Source organism: Burkholderia sp. USMB20, from assembly GCF_000949135.2.
GTDB lineage: Bacteria > Pseudomonadota > Gammaproteobacteria > Burkholderiales > Burkholderiaceae > Burkholderia.
On the sequence record NZ_JTAN02000008.1, the window covers coordinates 71091 to 89937 of the forward strand.

Annotated in this window: 14 protein-coding genes; 9 read left to right on the top strand and 5 right to left on the bottom strand. The window is 68.6% G+C overall.

Going from position 1 to position 18847, the window contains the following annotated elements:
• Positions 1 to 298 precede the first annotated feature (298 nt).
• A complete protein-coding gene (locus PL79_RS10880; protein ID WP_044848481.1) occupies positions 299 to 1159 on the bottom strand; it encodes a PhzF family phenazine biosynthesis protein in 861 nt (286 codons plus the stop codon).
• Between the two features lie 128 nt (positions 1160 to 1287).
• Complete coding sequence (locus tag PL79_RS36110; RefSeq protein ID WP_193759837.1) at positions 1288 to 1461, bottom strand: hypothetical protein; 174 nt, start codon at positions 1459 to 1461, stop codon at positions 1288 to 1290.
• Positions 1462 to 1478: 17 nt separating this feature from the next.
• Here PL79_RS36110 and PL79_RS10885 point away from each other — a divergent pair, with 17 nt between their 5' ends.
• Positions 1479 to 2183, top strand: a complete 705-nt coding sequence (locus PL79_RS10885; RefSeq protein ID WP_044848482.1) for an NUDIX hydrolase — start codon at positions 1479 to 1481, stop codon at positions 2181 to 2183.
• Between the two features lie 58 nt (positions 2184 to 2241).
• Here PL79_RS10885 and PL79_RS10890 read toward each other — a convergent pair whose 3' ends face one another.
• Positions 2242 to 3213, bottom strand: coding sequence for an AraC family transcriptional regulator (locus PL79_RS10890; RefSeq protein ID WP_044848483.1), 972 nt, complete (start codon positions 3211 to 3213; stop codon positions 2242 to 2244).
• Positions 3214 to 3307: 94 nt separating this feature from the next.
• Here PL79_RS10890 and PL79_RS10895 point away from each other — a divergent pair, with 94 nt between their 5' ends.
• From PL79_RS10895 to PL79_RS10910, 4 genes are all read left to right on the top strand, one after another.
• Complete coding sequence (locus PL79_RS10895) at positions 3308 to 4141, top strand: oxidoreductase (RefSeq protein WP_044848484.1); 834 nt, start codon at positions 3308 to 3310, stop codon at positions 4139 to 4141.
• A gap of 333 nt (positions 4142 to 4474) precedes the next feature.
• Positions 4475 to 5311, top strand: a complete 837-nt coding sequence (locus PL79_RS10900; protein WP_044848485.1) for an alpha/beta fold hydrolase — start codon at positions 4475 to 4477, stop codon at positions 5309 to 5311.
• 581 nt (positions 5312 to 5892) lie between these two features.
• Positions 5893 to 9825, top strand: a complete 3933-nt coding sequence (putA, locus tag PL79_RS10905) for a trifunctional transcriptional regulator/proline dehydrogenase/L-glutamate gamma-semialdehyde dehydrogenase (RefSeq protein ID WP_044849064.1) — start codon at positions 5893 to 5895, stop codon at positions 9823 to 9825.
• 84 nt (positions 9826 to 9909) lie between these two features.
• Complete coding sequence (locus tag PL79_RS10910; protein ID WP_044849063.1) at positions 9910 to 11049, top strand: branched-chain amino acid ABC transporter substrate-binding protein; 1140 nt, start codon at positions 9910 to 9912, stop codon at positions 11047 to 11049.
• A gap of 105 nt (positions 11050 to 11154) precedes the next feature.
• Here PL79_RS10910 and PL79_RS10915 read toward each other — a convergent pair whose 3' ends face one another.
• Together PL79_RS10915 and PL79_RS10920 are read right to left on the bottom strand one after the other, a co-directional pair.
• Positions 11155 to 12669 (bottom strand): class I adenylate-forming enzyme family protein, encoded by a 1515-nt coding sequence (locus PL79_RS10915; RefSeq protein ID WP_044849066.1) that lies wholly within the window; start codon positions 12667 to 12669, stop codon positions 11155 to 11157.
• Between the two features lie 33 nt (positions 12670 to 12702).
• Complete coding sequence (locus PL79_RS10920) at positions 12703 to 14355, bottom strand: acyl-CoA dehydrogenase family protein (RefSeq protein WP_044849062.1); 1653 nt, start codon at positions 14353 to 14355, stop codon at positions 12703 to 12705.
• A 73-nt stretch (positions 14356 to 14428) separates the two neighbouring features.
• Between PL79_RS10920 and PL79_RS10925 the strand changes: the two genes are divergently transcribed.
• From PL79_RS10925 to PL79_RS10940, 4 genes are all read left to right on the top strand, one after another.
• Complete coding sequence (locus PL79_RS10925) at positions 14429 to 15097, top strand: TetR/AcrR family transcriptional regulator (protein ID WP_044849061.1); 669 nt, start codon at positions 14429 to 14431, stop codon at positions 15095 to 15097.
• Between the two features lie 227 nt (positions 15098 to 15324).
• Positions 15325 to 16479, top strand: a complete 1155-nt coding sequence (locus PL79_RS10930) for a pyridoxal phosphate-dependent aminotransferase (protein WP_044849060.1) — start codon at positions 15325 to 15327, stop codon at positions 16477 to 16479.
• A 113-nt stretch (positions 16480 to 16592) separates the two neighbouring features.
• Positions 16593 to 17381 (top strand): ABC transporter substrate-binding protein, encoded by a 789-nt coding sequence (locus PL79_RS10935; protein WP_044849065.1) that lies wholly within the window; start codon positions 16593 to 16595, stop codon positions 17379 to 17381.
• Between the two features lie 13 nt (positions 17382 to 17394).
• Positions 17395 to 18825: an FAD-binding oxidoreductase gene (locus PL79_RS10940; protein ID WP_044849059.1), complete on the top strand. Its 1431-nt coding sequence runs from the start codon at positions 17395 to 17397 to the stop codon at positions 18823 to 18825.
• Positions 18826 to 18847: the final 22 nt, after the last annotated feature.

Below are 18847 nucleotides of genomic sequence, written 5' to 3' on the forward strand. Positions count from 1 at the left end.
CGAGCATGTGATGGAAGCGCTGCTGCTCATGCCCTACGCGCGCTCGACGAGCGGCTACACGGTTGCCGTGCCGAAGCACGCGTTGCAGGCGGCGCACGACGTGTGCGCGATTTCGGCGGCCGGGTCGTTGATGTCGGCGATCGGCTCGGGCGGGCGATGCGTGCAGCATGGCAAGCGCGGCGACGCCTGGCGTGCGTCGATGCCCCGGCCGTCGATCGCTCCCGCGCCGGCCCGCAGCACGCACGACGCATGGATGGCGGCGTGTCGCGCGTGCGTCCGGCGTCGCAGGTCGTTGCGTCTACACGTTGATGACGCCGCGTCCGAGCTCGACCACGCGACCGCCGACGCTGATTTCACCGTTCGAGCTGACCGACAACCGCAGCAGGCAAGGCCGGCCGACGGCTTCGCCCTGTTCGACCTCAAACGCGGCGGGCAGCGCGTGATGGGCCGCAAGCAGCCAGCCGCCGAGATTCGCGCAGGCCGACCCCGTGCCCGGGTCTTCGAAAATCCCGCCGCCCTGTTTCGCAAAGAAATAGCGGGAGACCACTTTCCCGGGACGATGCGGGTCGAACGCGAACACATAGGCGGTCTTCCGACCGAGGCTGTTGGTCGGCCAGCGCTCGAGGCAGGCGCTGTCGGGCCGGGCGCGGCGCACGGCCGCGGGGTTCCTGACGGCGACCAGCAGTTGGTCCGCGCCGGTGTCGACCCATAGCGGCGGCGCGAGAAAATCGTCCGTCGTCAGTCCCAGCATGGCCGCCGTATCGGTATCGGGCAACGCGCAAGGCGCCGTTTTCGGCATGCCCGCGTGCGGGGCGGTGAACGTCCACACGTCGTCGCCGGCTTTGACGTCGACCACGCCGGCCTTGAATTCGAGCGCGAGTGTGTCGCCAGCCTTCAGCAGGTCGCGCACGACATGCGCGGTACCGAGCGTCGGATGGCCCGCGAACGCCATTTCATGGCCGGGCGTGAAGATGCGCACGCGGGCATGCGCATGCGCCGACGGCAGCACGAACGTCGTTTCCGACAGGTTGAACTGCACGGCCAGTGCCTGCATGGTCGCGTCGTCCATGCCGCGCGCATCTTCGAACACGCATAGCGGATTGCCGCCGAACGTCGATTCGGCGAATACATTGAGCAGGCGGAACGCGTACTGGGTCATCTCGATCTCGTGTGAGAGGGGCGTGCTGGTCGGGGCGTGCGAGCATCGCCCGGATGTCGGGATGCTTCGGCACGATCCTGCATTCTGCCGGACCGAGTGCATCGATCGATGCGCGGTCGCTCGGCATTTCAATTTTCGTGCATCATCAAGGTTCTCCGCTTCGGCCCGGCCACGCGAATTTTCGCAACGATCGCGCCAATTTTTTCGCCGGAGCAGACGGCCGCCTGCGAATCCGGAACCGTCCGGTTCAAACACAACGACGCCGTGCCCATGCAACACAGGTCGGGTTCAGTGTCGCTCAACGCTTGCAGCATCCTGCATGCAGGAGGAAGACATGGCATCCGACGGAAGCCACCTGAAAACCGGGGGTGGACTCGCGAACGCATCGGCGGGCACCGCTTCACCGCAATCCATGCTGGAAATGCTCGCACGCGGCGTGGAAAACCTGCTGATCCCGGCCGACACGCCGTGGCCCACGGCGCAGCTCTACCTCGCGGACAACGACCGACAGTGGAAATTCTCCGCTGTCCTGGTTGCGATCGTCACGCGGCGCGAGCCGACGATCCTGCTGACTAAGCGATCGTCGGGGCTCAGCGAATACTCGTCGCACGTAAGTTTCCCCGGCGGACGTCCGGCGGAATCGGACACCAGCATCGGCGCGACTGCGCTGCGCGAGGCGTTCGAGGAAATCGGCCTCGCGCCCGATGCGGTGCGGATGATCGGAAGCTTGCCGATTCATAAAACGAGAAAGCGCAATCACGCCATTTTTCCCGTGATCGGCTTCGTGTCGGAAACAGCCGCATGGGAAGCCGCACCCGCTGAAGTCGAGGCGATTTTCGAGTTTCCGTTTTCGACGCTGCTGAATCCCGATCTGCCGCGGCAATACGGCGACGGCGAACGCGCCGGCGCCTGGTACTGGGCGGATCAGACGCAGGACATCTGGGGCGTGACCGCGTTCATCCTGAAATCGCTGGCGGGTCTGGTGCGCGATGCCGCGGGCGGAGAGTGTGCACGTACCGACTAGTTTCACGCACGGGGCCTCGGGCCCGCCAGAGTCACGCGTGCCGTGCGCGGCGCGTCGCTCAGTGTGACGACACGAACATCGCATCCTCGAACGCCGCCGGAATCGCGAACTGCGCACGCATGCGCTTCGTCTCCTGCGCGGGCGTGAGCCCGAACAGCCGCTTGAATTCCCGGCTGAACTGCGACGGGCTCGCATAACCGACCGCATGGCCGGCCGCCTCCGCGGTCAGGTCCTGGCGCACCATCAGCAAGCGCGCCTGATGCAACCGCGTCGACTTCAGGTACTGCATCGGCGACACCTGTGTGATCGCCTTGAAGTGGCTATGGAAGCTCGGCACGCTCATGCCGGCTTCCGCGGCCAGTTGCGCGACGTCGAGCGGTTGTGCGTAGTCGGCGTGGATCAGGCGCAGCGAACGGCCGATCCGGCCGAACTGTCCGCGCATCGCCAGCGCGTTGCGCATTGCGCTGCCCTGCGCGCCGGTGAGCACGCGGAAATACAGTTCGCGCAGCAACCCGCGGCCGAGCACCGCCGCTTCGAGCGGTCGGTGCAGCGCCTCGACGAAACGCAGCACGGTCGCCTGCATCGCGTCGTCCATCGGCGTCGACATCATGCTTCTCGGCGCCTGCACGGGTTCGGCGATCCCTTCGCGGTCGATCTGCGCGGCGAGTTCGGCGGCCATCGGGAAATCGAGGTGCAGATACAGCGCGAGCAGCGGGTGCGCCGCCGTTGCGTCGGTTTCCATGCTGAACGGGACGGGCACCGAGACGGCTAGGTAGTGGGCCTCGTCGTACAGGTAGCGTTCGCCGCCGAAATAGCCGCGCTTGCTGCCCTGGCAGACGATCACGATGCCCGGGTCGTACAGCACCGGCGTGCGCGACAGCGCGCGGTTCGAGCGCAGGATGCGCACGCTCGGCAGTGCGGTCAGGTTGTAGCCTTCGTCCGGCGCCAATGCATGCAGCAACGCGATCAGGTGTTGGCGGCTGCGCGCGGGCAGCTGCGGCGATCGAGACGAAGAGGGCGCGGTGCTCATAGTTTTATGCAAGAAAATCAGCGGAACCGGGCTTAGTTTACGTAGATCGTCAGACTAGTATGCATGCTTCGATCGACATTCGGGAGAAGCTCACATGGCATCCGGCACTATCATGCTCATCATCGGCGTCAGCAGCGGCTTCGGCCGTGCACTCGCACAAGCGGCGCTGGCCGCGGGTCATACGGTGGTCGGCACCGTGAGAAGCGAAGCGGCGAAGCGGGCGTTCGAAGCACTGTCCCCGCATGCGGCCATCGGGCGCGTGCTCGACGTGACCGACTTCGAGCGCATCGACGGCGTCGTCGCGGAGATCGAGTCGAGCGTCGGGCCCGTCGACGTGCTGGTGAACAACGCCGGTTACGGGCACGAAGGCATCATGGAGGAGTCGCCGCTGTCGGAGATGCGCCGACAGTTCGACGTGAACGTATTCGGCGCCGTCGCGATGATGAAGGCCGTCGTGCCGTTCATGCGCGCACGCCGGCGCGGCCGCATCCTGAACATCACGTCGATGGGCGGCCACATCACGATGCCCGGCATTGCCTATTACTGCGGCAGCAAGTTCGCGCTGGAAGGGATTTCCGACACGCTCGGCAAGGAGCTCGAGCCGTTCGGCATCGCGGTGACCGCCGTGGCGCCGGGCTCGTTCCGCACCGACTGGGCCGGCCGTTCGATGACGCGCACGCCGCGTTCGATCGCCGATTACGACGCGCTCTTCGAGCCGATCCGTCACGCGCGCGAGGAGAACAGCGGCCGTCAGTTGGGCGATCCCGCGAAGGCCGCGCGTGCCATGCTCGCGGTCATTGCGGCGGACCATCCGCCGGCCCATCTGTTGCTCGGCAGCGATGCGCTTCGGCTCGTGCGCGCCAAATGGTCGGCGCTGGAAGACGACATGCGCGCGTGGGAGGCGGTGACCGTGTCGACGGACGGTTGAGGCACGAGGGTTGGGGCGTGCGAAATCGCACGGTTAGTTGCGTTGAATGGTCAAGTCTCGGGATGCGAGCACACCGCTGCGAGGTTGTGCCCGTCCGGACCGGTGACGAACGCGGCATGGTCGTTCGCGCCACACATCGTCGTTGCCTGCGGAGAACCGATAGACGGCGGTATGCAATTGGCTTCATGACACGGTCGCGGTTTTCCGCTACAACACTCAGGTGCCGCATCATCGACCGGCGTGGTGTGCCGCCGCGCCGCAGTTCGACACCGACATCCAGCCGGGTGGCCGGCCGGCACGTGACGTTCACCTACCCCAAAGGAGCCTGAAGCCATGCCTTACATCACCACGAAGGACAGCGTCGACATCTTCTACAAGGACTGGGGCCCGAAGGATGCGCAGCCGATCATGTTCCACCACGGCTGGCCGCTGTCTTCCGACGACTGGGATGCCCAACTGCTGTTCTTCGTTCAGAAGGGCTATCGCGTGGTCGCGCACGATCGTCGCGGCCACGGCCGGTCGGCGCAGGTTTCCGACGGCCACGACATGGATCACTACGCGGCCGACGCGTTCGCGGTGGCCGAAGCGCTCGACCTGCGCAACGCGGTCCATATCGGCCACTCGACCGGCGGCGGCGAAGTCGCGCGCTACGTGGCCCGCCACGGCGAGCCGGCAGGCCGCGTCGCGAAGGCGGTGCTGGTCAGCGCGGTGCCGCCGCTGATGCTGAAGACCGACGCGAACCCGGAAGGCCTGCCGCTCGAGGTCTTCGACGGCTTCCGCAAGGCGCTTGCCGACAATCGCGCGCAGTTCTTCCTCGACGTGCCGTCGGGCCCGTTCTACGGCTTCAACCGGCCGGGCGCGACGGTGCACCCGGGCGTGATCCAGAACTGGTGGCGCCAGGGCATGATCGGCAGCGCGAAGGCGCACTACGAAGGCATCAAGGCGTTCTCGGAAACGGACCAGACCGAAGACCTGCGGTCGATCTCCGTGCCGACGCTCGTGCTGCACGGCGAAGACGACCAGATCGTGCCGATCGCCGATTCGGCGCTGAAGTCGGTCAAGCTGCTGAAGAACGGCACGCTGAAGACGTATCCGGGCTATTCGCACGGGATGCTGACGGTCAACGCCGATGTGCTGAACGCCGACCTGCTGGCCTTCGTCCAGTCGTAACGCTGGCGGCGCAAGCCCGTTCTCGCGGGCTGCGCCGCGCTGGCCGGTGATGCCGGCCAGCCTCCTTCCGCTTCGCCGGCGGGTTTGACCGGCTACGCGGAACGATGCTGCCGGCACGACACCGCGAAGTCGCCACGGCGCAGCGTAGCGTCCGGCTCGCTACCGTTCCCCCTCGATGCACCGCACGATTGCGGTCAGTCGCCAGTCGCCCACGGCCCGCCACCCGCCGCCCGCCGCCCGCCGCTCGCCGCTCGCCGCCGAGCGGCATGCGATCTCCGCCGGGCGCGTTCCATACCTGCCTGCGGTACCCGCCGACCCGGCCAGTGCAACCCGTCTTTCCCCTCCGCCGCGCACACCGAAGGTTGCCCACGCGCGCCAACTCGCCCTCGATCAGGGAAAACACCGATCCACCGACCACGGGCAACCCCTAGGTTGCAACCTTATAAGTGGCTGATTATATTGAGTAACTTCGAGGTGCAACCAATCTCTTAATTCGGTTGCACCTTTTTATTGCGTGCCGTAGGATTTCGCGCATCCTCTCACACCACATTGCCGGGCTCGCACCGGCGCACGAACCCACCATGGCAAGCACGACTCTTGGCGTCAAAGTCGACGACCTTCTCCGCTCGCGCCTGAAAGACGCGGCAGCGCGTCTCGAGCGCACTCCCCACTGGCTGATCAAGCAGGCGATCTTCGCGTACCTCGAGCGGATCGAGCACGGCCAGCTGCCGCCCGAACTATCGGGCAGCAGCGGCGTGACGGAGCTCGCCGACGGCCAGACGCCGGACGGTGACGACGACAACTCGCCGCATCCGTTCCTCGAGTTCGCCCAGAACGTGCAGCCGCAATCGGTGCTGCGCGCGGCGATCACGGCCGCGTATCGCCGCCCCGAACCGGAATGCGTGCCGTTCCTGCTCGGCCAGGCGCGCCTGCCGGCGAACCTGCAGGCCGACGTGCAGACGCTCGCGACGCAGCTCGTCGAGGCGCTGCGCGAGAAGAGCTCGGGCGGCGGCGTCGAAGGGCTGATCCACGAGTTCTCGCTGTCGAGCCAGGAAGGCGTCGCGCTGATGTGTCTGGCCGAAGCGCTGTTGCGGATCCCCGATCGCGCGACCCGCGATGCGCTGATTCGCGACAAGATCAGCAAGGGCGACTGGCGCTCGCACGTCGGCCACGCGCCGTCGCTGTTCGTGAACGCGGCGACCTGGGGGCTGATGATCACCGGCAAGCTCGTGACGACCAACAGCGAAGCGGGCCTGTCGTCGGCGCTCACGCGCCTGATCGGCCGTGGCGGCGAGCCGCTGATCCGCAAGGGCGTGGACATGGCGATGCGCCTGATGGGCGAGCAGTTCGTCACCGGCGAGACGATTTCCGAGGCGCTGGCCAACAGCCGCAAGTACGAAGCGCGCGGCTTCCGCTACTCGTACGACATGCTCGGCGAAGCGGCGACGACGGAAGAGGACGCGCAGCGCTACTACGCGTCGTACGAACAGGCGATCCACGCGATCGGCAAGGCGGCCGGCGGCCGCGGCATCTACGAAGGCCCGGGCATCTCGATCAAGCTGTCGGCGCTGCACGCGCGCTACTCGCGCTCGCAGCAGGACCGCACGATGAGCGAACTGCTGCCGCGCGTGCGTGCGCTCGCGCTGCTCGCGCGCCGCTACGACATCGGCCTGAACATCGACGCGGAAGAAGCCGACCGTCTCGAGCTGTCGCTCGACCTGCTGGAAGCGCTGTGCTTCGATCCGGAACTCGCGGGCTGGAACGGCATCGGCTTCGTCGTGCAGGGTTACCAGAAGCGTTGCCCGTTCGTGATCGACTACCTGATCGACCTCGCGCGCCGCAGCCGTCACCGCCTGATGATCCGCCTCGTCAAGGGCGCGTACTGGGACACCGAAATCAAGCGCGCGCAGGTCGACGGCCTCGAAGGCTATCCGGTCTACACGCGCAAGATCTACACGGACGTGTCGTATCTCGCGTGCGCGAAGAAACTGCTCGCGGCACCCGACGCCGTCTACCCGCAGTTCGCGACGCACAACGCATACACGCTGGCCGCGATCTATCACCTGGCGGGCCAGAACTACTACCCGGGCCAGTACGAATTCCAGTGCCTGCACGGGATGGGCGAGCCGCTGTACGAGGAAGTCACGGGCCGCGACAAGCTGAACCGTCCGTGCCGCGTGTATGCGCCGGTCGGCACGCATGAAACGCTGCTCGCGTATCTGGTGCGCCGCCTGCTGGAGAACGGCGCGAACACGTCGTTCGTGAACCGCATCGCGGATAAAACCGTGTCGGTGAAGGAACTGGTCGCCGATCCGGTCGACGAGGCGTCGAAGGTCGTGCCGCTCGGCGCGCCGCACGCGAAGATTCCGCTGCCGCGCCACCTGTACGGCGACGAGCGTCCCAACTCGATGGGCCTCGACCTGTCGAACGAACACCGTCTCGCATCGCTGTCGTCCGCGCTGCTCGCGAGCGCGCACCATCCGTGGCGCGCGGCGCCGATGCTCGCCGACGACGCGCTCGCCGACGCCCCCGCGCGCGACGTGCGCAACCCGGCCGACCAGCGCGACATCGTCGGCACGGTCAGCGAAGCGACGGCTGAGCACGTGAGCGCGGCGCTCGCGCACGCGGTGGCAGCCGCGCCGATCTGGCAGGCGACGCCGGTCGATGCGCGCGCCGACTGCCTGGTGCGCGCGGCCGACCTGCTCGAAGCGCAGATGCACACGCTGATGGGCCTGATCGTGCGCGAAGCCGGCAAGTCGCTGCCGAACGCGATCGCCGAAATCCGCGAAGCGGTCGACTTCCTGCGCTATTACGCGGCGCAGATCCGCGACGAATTCTCGAACGACACGCACCGTCCGCTCGGCCCCGTGGTCTGCATCAGCCCGTGGAACTTCCCGCTCGCGATCTTCATGGGGCAGGTCGCCGCCGCGCTCGCGGCCGGCAACACGGTGCTCGCGAAGCCGGCCGAACAGACGCCGCTGATCGCGGCCCAGGCCGTGCGCCTGCTGCGCGAGGCCGGCGTGCCGGCCGGCGCGGTGCAGCTGCTGCCGGGCACCGGCGAGACCGTCGGCGCGGCGCTGGTCGCCGATCCGCGCACGCGCGCGGTGATGTTCACCGGCTCGACCGAAGTCGCGCGCCTGATCAACAAGACGCTGTCCGCGCGCCTCGACCCGGACGGCAAGCCGATTCCGCTGATCGCGGAAACGGGCGGCCAGAACGCGATGATCGTCGATTCGTCGGCGCTCGCGGAGCAGGTCGTCGCGGACGTGATGCAGTCGTCGTTCGACTCGGCCGGTCAACGGTGTTCGGCGCTGCGCGTTCTGTGTCTGCAGGACGATGTCGCGGACCGCACGCTGACGATGCTGAAGGGCGCGATGCACGAGCTGGCGCTCGGCAACCCGGACCGCTTGTCGACCGACGTCGGCCCGGTGATCGACGCCGAAGCGAAGCAGACGATCGACACGCACGTCGCGACGATGAAGGACAAGGGCCACACCGTCACGCAGCTGCCGTCGCCGGAAGCCTGCGCGCACGGCACGTTCGTGCCGCCGACGCTGATCGAGATCGGCAGCATCGACGAGCTGAAGCGCGAAGTGTTCGGCCCCGTGCTGCACGTCGTGCGCTATCGCCGCAGCCAGCTCGACAAGCTGCTCGAGCAGATCCGCGCGACGGGTTACGGCCTGACGCTCGGCATCCACACGCGGATCGACGAGACGATCGCGCACGTGATCTCGAACGCGCACGTCGGCAACATCTACGTGAACCGCAACGTGATCGGCGCGGTGGTCGGCGTGCAGCCGTTCGGCGGCGAAGGGCTGTCGGGCACGGGTCCGAAGGCCGGCGGCGCGCTGTACCTGCAGCGCCTGCTCGCGACGCGTCCGTCGGGCCTGCCGCGTTCGCTCGCGCAGACGCTGATCGCGGACGGCGCGGTCGATGGCGAACAGCGCAGCAACCCGGCGACGGCGCTGACCGCGCTGCGCGACTGGCTGATCGAGCAGCGCGAACCGGCGCTGGCCGCCCGCTGCGACGGCTACCTGGCGCAGGTGCCGGCCGGTGCGACCGCGGTGCTGACCGGCCCGACCGGCGAGCGAAACACGTATACACTCGGCCCGCGCGGCACGGTGCTGTGTGTCGCGGCAACGCCGAGCGGCGCGCGCGCGCAGTTCGCGGCGGTGCTGGCGACCGGCAACCGCGCACTGTTCGCCGGTGCCGCGGGCGAGGCGCTGGTGGCCGCGCTGCCGGCTGCGCTGAAGGCGCATGCGGCCGTGCGCAAGCAGGCCGACGCGCCGTTCGACGCGGTGCTGTTCGAAGGCGACAGCGACGAGCTGCAGACGCTCGTGAAGGACGTCGCGCAGCGGCCGGGCCCGATCGTGTCGGTGCAGGGCGTGTCGGCGGGCGCGTTCGAGAACGGCGACGCGGAAGACTACGCGCTCGAGCGCCTGCTGACCGAGCGCTCGGTGAGCGTGAACACGGCCGCGGCGGGCGGCAATGCGAATTTGATGACGATCGGCTGACCATCCTTGCCGTTCGGATCAATCAAAGGAAGCGGCAAGGCGATCCCGAAGCCGCTCCATTTACCCTGGTACCAAGGAGAAGCTATGCAACACACGATGAAAAAGCTGGCAGGCGCGACGTTCGTCGCTGTCATGTCGCTGGCGGGGACGGCCCATGCGGATGACGTGAAGATCGGTTATGCAGGGCCGATGACGGGCGCCCAGGCTCACTACGGCAAGGATATGCAGAACGGGATCGCGCTCGCGCTGGAAGACTTCAACGCGACCGGCCCGAAGATCGGCGGCAAGCCGGTGAAGTTCGTGCTCGAGACGCAGGACGACCAGGCGGACCCGCGCACCGGCACGACGGTCGCGCAGAAGCTCGTCGACGACGGCATCAAGGGCATGCTCGGCCACTTCAACTCGGGCACGACGATTCCCGCTTCGCGCATCTACGCGAACGCCGGCATTCCGGAAATCGCGATGGCGACGGCGCCGGAATACACGCAGCAGGGTTACAAGACGACCTTCCGCATGATGACGTCCGACACGCAGCAGGGCTCGGTGGCGGGCACCTTCGCGTCGAAGGATCTCGGCATGAAGAAGATCGCGATCGTCGACGACCGCACGGCCTACGGCCAGGGTCTCGCCGACCAGTTCGAGAAGGCCGCGAAGGCCGGCGGCGCGACGATCGTCGACCGTGAATTCACGAACGACAAGGCGGTCGACTTCAAGGCGATCCTGACCAAGCTGAAGGCCGCGAAGCCGGACCTCGTCTACTACGGCGGCGCGGATTCGCAGGCAGCGCCGATGGTCAAGCAGATGAAGACGCTCGGCATCACCGCACCGCTGATGAGCGGCGAAATGGTGAAGACGCCGACGTTCCTGAAGATCGCGGGCAACGCGGCCGACGGCACGATCGCATCGCTGGCAGGCCTGCCGCTCGAAGAAATGCCCGGAGGCAAGACCTACGCCGACAAGTACAAGAAGCGCTTCGGCGAAGAAGTGCAGACGTACTCGCCGTACGCGTACGACGGCGCGATGGCGATGCTCAACGCGATGAAGAAGGCCGATTCGACCGATCCGGCGAAGTACCTGCCGGTGCTCGCGAAGACCGACATGGCCGGCGTCACGTCGTCGCACGTCGCGTACGACGCGAAGGGCGACCTGAAGAACGGCGGCATCACGATGTACAAGGTCGAGAAGGGCGAGTGGAAGCCGCTGAAGAGCATCGGCGGCAAGTAAGCATGGCGTGAGCGCGGGCGGGGGCGTCGCAATGCCCCGTCCCGCATCGCGTGCGAAAAAGCCATCGGGCCGTCGGGTCCGGTGGCTTTTTCTTTGGCTTCGGCGTTACTCGCGCTCGCGCCGCGTGCGCAGCAGGAACTTCTGCAGCTTGCCGGTCGGCGTGCGCGGCAGCGTTTCCGCGAACACGAATTCGCGCGGAATCTTGTACGCGGCGAGCCGCTCGCCGCAGAACGCGCGCAGCGCATCCGCATCGGGCGCGGCGCTCGCGCGCGGCACGACGTGCGCGACGACCGTCTCGCCCCATTCCGGATGCGGGACGCCGACGACGGCCGCTTCCGCGATGTCCGGATGCGCGTCGAGCACGTCCTCCACTTCTTTCGAATAGACGTTCTCGCCACCCGTCACGATCATGTCCTTCAGCCGGTCGACGATGAACAGGTAGCCATCCTGATCGATCCGCGCGATGTCGCCGGTGCGATACCAGCCGTCCGGCGCGAATGCGGCGCGCGTCGCGGCCGGGTCGTCGAGATAGCCGAGCATCATGCTGTCGGCCTTCAGCCAGATCTCGCCGGTGTCGCCCGGAAGCGCGTCGGCGCCATTGCTCCGCACGACCCGCAGGTCGACGCCGGGGCCGCCCTGGCGACCGATCGAGCCGGCCTTCGCGATCTGTTCGTCCGGATACAGCGTGGTGCCGGCCGGGCCCGTTTCCGTCATTCCGTACACCTGGAAGAACGCGTTGCTGCGATACGCATGCGCGAGCCGTTCGGCCTGCGCGGCGCCGATCGGGCCGCCGCCGTACAGCCATGCGCGCACGCTCGACAGGTCGAACGCCGCGAAGCGCTCGATCGTGTCGAGCGGCAGCGTATACGACACCGGCGCGCCGAAATACAGCGTCACGCGCTCACGCTCGACGGCCTGCAGGAAGCGTAGCGGATGGTATTCGCGCAGCAGCACGACGGTGCCGCCTGCGTACAGCGTGCCGCCGAACCAGTTGTTCAGCGGCGACGAATGCCAGATCGGCATCGCCATCAGCGTGCGTTCGTTACGGCCGATGCCGGTCGCGAGCGCCGCCTGCATCGCTGCGAGCGTCACGGCGCGATGGCTGTGCACGCAGCCTTTCGGGCGGCCGGTCGTGCCGGACGTGTAGAGGATCTGCGCGACGTCGCCGTCGGCCGGCTCGATGCCCGCGACGCCGTCCATCGCCGCGCACATCGCGTCGAAGTTCGGCGTGCCGGCGGCGTCGCCTTCGGTGACGAGCCGCCGCACCGGATGGATCACGCGCGCCAGCACCGGCGCGAGCGCCGCGTCGAACAGGAGCACCTTGCTGCCGCTGTGCTCGAGCACGTAGTCGACTTCCGGCGCCTGCAGCTTGTGGTTGATCGGCACGAACGCGGCGCCGAGCCGCCACGCGCCGAACATCAGGTCGACGAACGCGGGCGTGTTCAGGCACATCGCGGCGACGCGGTCGCCGGCCGCGACGCCGAGTGCGCTCAGCACGGCCGCCGCGCGATGCGAGCGCTCGCGCGCGGCGGCGTACGTGATCGTCGTGTCGTCGTGGATCAGGAACGGCTTGTCGGGCGTCGCACGGGCGGCGCGGTCGAGGGCGGCGACGAGGTTCATCATGGCTCCACGCGAGGAGAACGAGCGGGCGCGTCAGGCCGGGTACGCGCGCTGCAGCAGCGCGCCGACGTCGAACGCGTGCGGGTCGAAGCCGCCCGCGATGCGGCCCCAGTCGGGCGCGGCAAGCCGGGTCGCGACGAATGCGTCGGCGACGAACGCGGGTGCGTCGCGCCGCAGCAGGCACGCCTGCGCGACCAGCGCGAGCCGTTGCGCGAACAACCGGGCCGACGCCTCGAGCGTGTCGGCCGGCGCCGCGAGCATCGCGCGCAGCGTATCCAGCGCCGCGCGGATGCGCGGTTCGCCCGCGCCGAGGTCGGCCAGTTCGGCGAGCAGCGCCGCGGCCGCGTCGGGCTCGCGCGACACCGCGCGCAGCACGTCGAGGCACATCACGTTGCCGGAGCCTTCCCAGATCGAGTTGACCGGTGCTTCGCGGAACAGGCGCGCGATCGGGCCGTCGTCGACGTAGCCGTTGCCGCCGAACACCTCCATCACCTCGCCGGTCAGCTCGACCGCGCGCTTGCAGACCCAGAATTTCGCGGCGGGCGTGACGATCCGCTTCCACGCGCGTTCGCGCGGCGCGTCGTCGCGCTCGAACGCGTCGGCCAGGCGCATCGCGAGCACGAGCGTGGCCTCGCTTTCGAGCGCGAGATCGGCGAGCACGGTGCGCATCAGCGGCTGCTCGGCGAGCGCGCGGCCGAACGCGTGGCGCCGCCGCGTGTACGCGATCGCCTGCACGACGCCCTGGCGCAGCATCGCCGCGCTGCCGAGCACGCAGTTCAGTCGCGTGTAGGTGGCCATCTCGATGATGGTCGGAATGCCGCGGCCTTCGTCGCCGAGCATGATCCCCCATGCGTCGTTCAGCTCGATCTCGCTGCTCGAGTTGCTGCGGTTGCCGATCTTGTTCTTCAGCCGCTGGATCTCGACCGCGTTCTTCGTGCCGTCGGGCCGCCAGCGCGGCACGTAGAAGCACGACGGGCTGCCCGCTTCGGTGCGCGCGACGACCAGGTGCGCGTCGCACATCGGCGCGGAAAAGAACCACTTGTGGCCGCGCAGCCGGTATTCGCCGCCGCGCCCGCCCGCGCCGACCGGGGTCGCCAGCGTCGTGTTCGCGCGCACGTCGGAGCCGCCCTGTTTCTCGGTCATCCCCATGCCGAACCAGATCGAGCGCTTGTCGGCGACCGGCACGTCGCGCGGATCGTAGTCGTCGCTGTACAGCTTGTCGCGCAGCAGGCCCCACAGCGCGGGCTCCTTCTGCAGCACCGGAATCGCGGCCTGCGTCATCGTCGCCGGGCACAGCGTGCCGGCCTCGATCTGGCCGTGCAGGTAGAAGCCGGCCGCGGTCGCGGCCCAGCGGCCGGGGCGCGTGTCGCGGAACGCGAGCGACACGAAGCCTTCGTTGCGGTACATGCCGAGCAGCGTGTGCCAGGCCGGATGGAAGTCGACGCGGTCGATGCGCCGGCCGCGCCGGTCGAACGCGTTCAGTTCCGGCGCGTGGCGGTTCGCTTCGTCGGCGAGCTGTGCAGTGTCGGCGCTGCCGAGCCGCGCGCCGTACGCGTCGAGCCGCGGCACGGCCCAGTCGGCGCCCGCGCGGGCGAGTGCGTCGCGCAGCGCGACGTCGGTGGCGAAGAGGTTATAGTCGACCAGTTCGTCGAACTGGTTCGTGACGTCTCGGGTCGATTCGGTCATCGGGCTGTCTCCGGTCTCGTGCGTCGCGGTCTGCCGGTCAAACGCGTTTCCGCTGAATTTCAGAGTAGCAAATATGCCGCCGCGACATGTTCAGGTTCCGGCGCCGCCCGGCCAGCCGGCGGCGCAACCCGCGCCCGCGCTGCGTCGCCGGCCGCGCCAGTCGCGCGCGCAGGCCACGTCCGACGCGCTGCAGCAGGCCTTCGTTCAGCTTTTGCTCGAGCGCGGCTACGCGAAGGCGACGATTCGCGAGATCGCGGCCGTCGCGGGCGTGAGCGTCGGCACCTTCTACGAATACTTCGGCGACAAGCAGAGCCTCGCCGCGCTGTGCATCCACCGGCGCGTGCTGGCGCTGGCCGACCGGCTGCGCGATGCGGCGCACGGGTTGCGCGGCGCGCCGCGCGCCGAGCTCGCGGCCGCGCTCGCCGACCTGCAGGTCGACGCGATCGGCGCCGACGCCGCGCTGTGGAGCGCGTTTTTCGCGCTGGAGCGGCAGGTGTCGCCGCTCGCCGCGTACCGGCGGCATTACGACGCCTATGTCGCGCTGTGGCGCGACGCGCTCGCGCAGGCCGACGATCCGCCGCCGGCCGCGCGGCTCGACGGGATCGCCCGGATGGCGCATGCGGTCTGCTACGGCGGCGTCTCCCAGGCGCTGCTCACGCTCGGGCCGGCACTGGACCTCGAGGCGTTGCGCGGCGAGTTGCGGGCCGTGCTGAGCGCCTACCTGGCGGCCGCGGGCGCGTGACGCGCGGCGTGGCCGCGCGCGTCCGGGGGAAATGCCCGATTCGCATGCATTGCCGGTCACTCGGCCTTGGCGTCGAGCCAAGCGTATGGCCGCTCATGAGAAAAACGCATGGCCGCCATGACGAACTTTCGGTTGTCCGCCGATATTGGCTCGGGCTAAATCATTCCCGATGAGACCGGCCGCGCGCATCGCACGGGCCGGCCCGAAGGACATCAGAAGGAGAACTCATGCGAAGCGCCACCAGGCCCCGTTCGAAACTGCCGGACGTCGGGACGACGATCTTCACGGTGATCGGCCAGCTTGCCGCACAGCACGATGCGCTGAACCTGTCGCAGGGCGCGCCGAATTTCGCGCCGGATCCGGCGCTCGTCGACGGCGTCGCGCGCGCGATGCGCGACGGCCACAACCAGTACGCGCCGATGGCCGGCCTCGCGTCGCTGCGCGAACGGCTCGCGGAGAAGACCGAGGCGCTGTACGGCACGCGCTACGACCCGGGCACCGAGATCACGGTGATCGCGAGCGCGAGCGAAGGGCTCTACGCGGCGATCAGCGCGCTCGTGCATCCGGGCGACGAAGTGATCTATTTCGAGCCGTCGTTCGACAGCTATGCGCCGATCGTGCGGATGCAGGGCGCGACGCCGGTCGCGATCAAGCTGTCGCCCGAACATTTCCGCGTGAACTGGGACGAAGTGGCCGCCGCGATCACGCCGCGCACGCGGATGATCGTCGTCAATACGCCGCACAACCCGACCGCGACCGTGTTCTCCGCCGACGATCTCGAACGGCTCGCGCAGCTCACGCGCGATACCGGCATCGTGGTGCTGTCGGACGAGGTCTACGAGCATGTCGTGTTCGACGGTGCGCAGCACCAGAGCGTCGCGCGTCACCGCGAGCTGGCCGAGCGCAGCGTGATCGTGTCGTCGTTCGGCAAGTCGTTCAACGTGACGGGCTGGCGGGTCGGGCATTGCATCGCGCCGGCCGAACTGATGGACGAGATCCGCAAGGTGCACCAGTTCATGGTGTTTTCGGCCGATACGCCGATGCAGGTCGCGTTCGCGGAGATCCTCGCGCGGCCGGAAAGCTATCTCGGCCTGTCGGCGTTCTACCAGGCCAAGCGCGACCTGCTGGCGCGCGAGCTGGCCGGGTCGCGCTTCGAGCTGCTGCCGAGCGAAGGCTCGTTCTTCATGCTCGCGCGGTTCCGCCACGTCTCGGACGAGCGCGACAGCGACTTCGTGCTGCGCCTGATCCGCGATGCGCGCGTCGCGACGATTCCGCTGTCGGCGTTCTACACCGACGGCACCGACGCGGGCGTGATCCGCCTCAGTTTCTCGAAGGACGACGCGACGCTGATCGAGGGCGCGCGGCGGTTGCGTTCGCTGTAATCGCGGGCGCGGCCCGCACCCAAGCAGGCGACGTGTACGTCGCACCGAAAGTCACGGACGGGACCGGCGCACGTGCCGAAGCGCGGCGCCGACCGGCCAGCCAGGAGATCACGATGAAGCATGCACACACCCTCAAACTCGCGTTCGCATTCGCGTGCGCGCTCGGCTCCGGCGCGGCATCGGCCGACGGGCAAACGCTGCGTTTCGGCCTCGAGGCGCAATATCCGCCGTTCGAGTCGAAGGCGCCGAACGGCGACCTGCAGGGCTTCGACATCGACGTCGGCAATGCCGTCTGCCAGACCGCGAAGCTGTCGTGCAAGTGGGTCGAGACGTCGTTCGACGGGCTCATTCCCGCGCTGCAGGGCCGCAAGTTCGACGCGATCAACTCGGCGATGAACGCGACCGAGCAGCGGCGCCAGGCGATCGACTTCACGACGATCATCTACCGCGTGCCGACGCAGCTGATCGCGCGCACCGGAAGCGGCCTGCTGCCGACGCCGGAAGCGCTGAAGGGCAAGCGCGTCGGCGTGCTGCAGGCGTCGATCCAGGAAACCTACGCGAAGGCGCACTGGGAGCCGGCCGGCGTGTCGATCGTCGCGTACCAGGACCAGAACCAGGTGTATGCCGACCTCGTGTCGGGCCGCCTCGACGCGACGCTGGTGCTCGCGCCGGCCGGCCAGCGCGGCTTCCTGTCGCGCCCGGACGGCAAGGGCTTCGCGTTCGTCGGCCAGCCGGTGCGCGACGACCGGATTCTCGGCAGCGGGATCGCGTTCGGCCTGCGCAAGGGCGACGACGCGCTGAAGGGGAAGCTCGATGCGGCGATCGACAAGCTGAAGGCGGACGGCACGGTGAAGTCGCTCGGCCAGAAGTACTTCGGCGACATCGACATCTCCACCAAGTAAGCGGACGCGCACGATGCAGAGCCTGGAGACGGCCGCCGCGCGTGGCGGCCACGATGTAGCCGCGCCGGCGGCCGACGCGCTCGAGGCGGCGCTCGTCGCCGCGTTGGGCGACACGCTGGTCACGCGGGCGGCCGAGATCGATCCGCGCTACTTCACCGCGTACAACGAGCCGGCCGGCGTGCGGCCGCGTGCGCTGGTGCGGCCGCGCAGCGTCGACGACGTGTCGCGCACGCTCGCGCTGTGCACGCGGCTCGGGCAGCCGGTCGTGCCGCAGGGCGGCCTCACCGGGCTCGCGCGCGGCGCGGTCGCGCTGGGCGGCGAGATCGTGCTGTCGATGGAGCGTTTCGCGGGCGTCGAGTCGATCGATGCGGCGGCGGGCACGATGACGGTGCGCGCCGGGACGCCGCTGCAGACGGTGCAGGAGGCCGCGGACGCGGCGGGTTTCACGTTCGGCGTCGATCTCGGCGCACGCGGTTCGTGCCAGATCGGCGGCATGCTCGCGACCAACGCGGGCGGCACGCGCGCGATCCGTTACGGCATGATGCGCGAGCAGGTGCTCGGCCTGGAAGCCGTGCTCGCCGACGGCACCGTCGTGTCGTCGATGAACCGGATGCTGAAGAACAACGCGGGCTACGACCTGAAGCAGCTGTTCATCGGCAGCGAAGGCACGCTCGGCATCGTCACGCGTGCCGTGCTGCGGCTGCATCCGAAGCTGGCCGCACCGGCCACCGCGCTCTGTCGCGTGCACGGCTACGATGCCGTGGTCGGGTTGTGGAACCGTCTGCGCGCACTGCCCGAGCTCGTCAGTTTCGAAGCGATGTGGCCGGCCTTCTACGACTACGTGGCGCGTCATACTCCCGGCGTCGTCGCGCCGTTCTCGGGCGACGGCGGCTTCGCGGTGCTGATCGAGTGCGCGACGAGCGCACCGGGCGGCGATGCGCGCGCGGCGCTGGAAAACGGCCTGGCGGATGCGATCGACGCGGGGCTCGTGGACGATGCGGCGCTGGCGACGTCGGAGCGGCAGGCGCGCGACTTGTGGACGCTGCGCGAAGGGCTCGCAATCGATGCGCTGCCGCATCTGGTGAACTTCGACGTGAGCCTGCCGACGGGCGAACTCGGCCTGTTCGCCGAGCGCTGCGAAGCGGCATTGCGCGCGGCCTGGCCCGACATCGTGTGTCTCTTCTTCGGCCACGTCGGCGACGGCAACGTGCATGTCGGCGTATCGCTCGACGGCATGGGCGACGCCAACGCCGATGCGATCGATCGCTGCGTCTACACGGTCGTCCGGGACCTGGGCGGCTCGGTGTCGGCGGAGCACGGCATCGGCATGCTCAAGCGCGCCTATCTCGCGCACACGCGCAGCGAAGCCGAAATCGGCCTGATGCGGCGCCTGAAGGCCGCGCTCGATCCCGTCGGCGTGCTCAACCCCGGCAAGGTGCTTTGAGCGACGCGCGCCGATGGCTGCG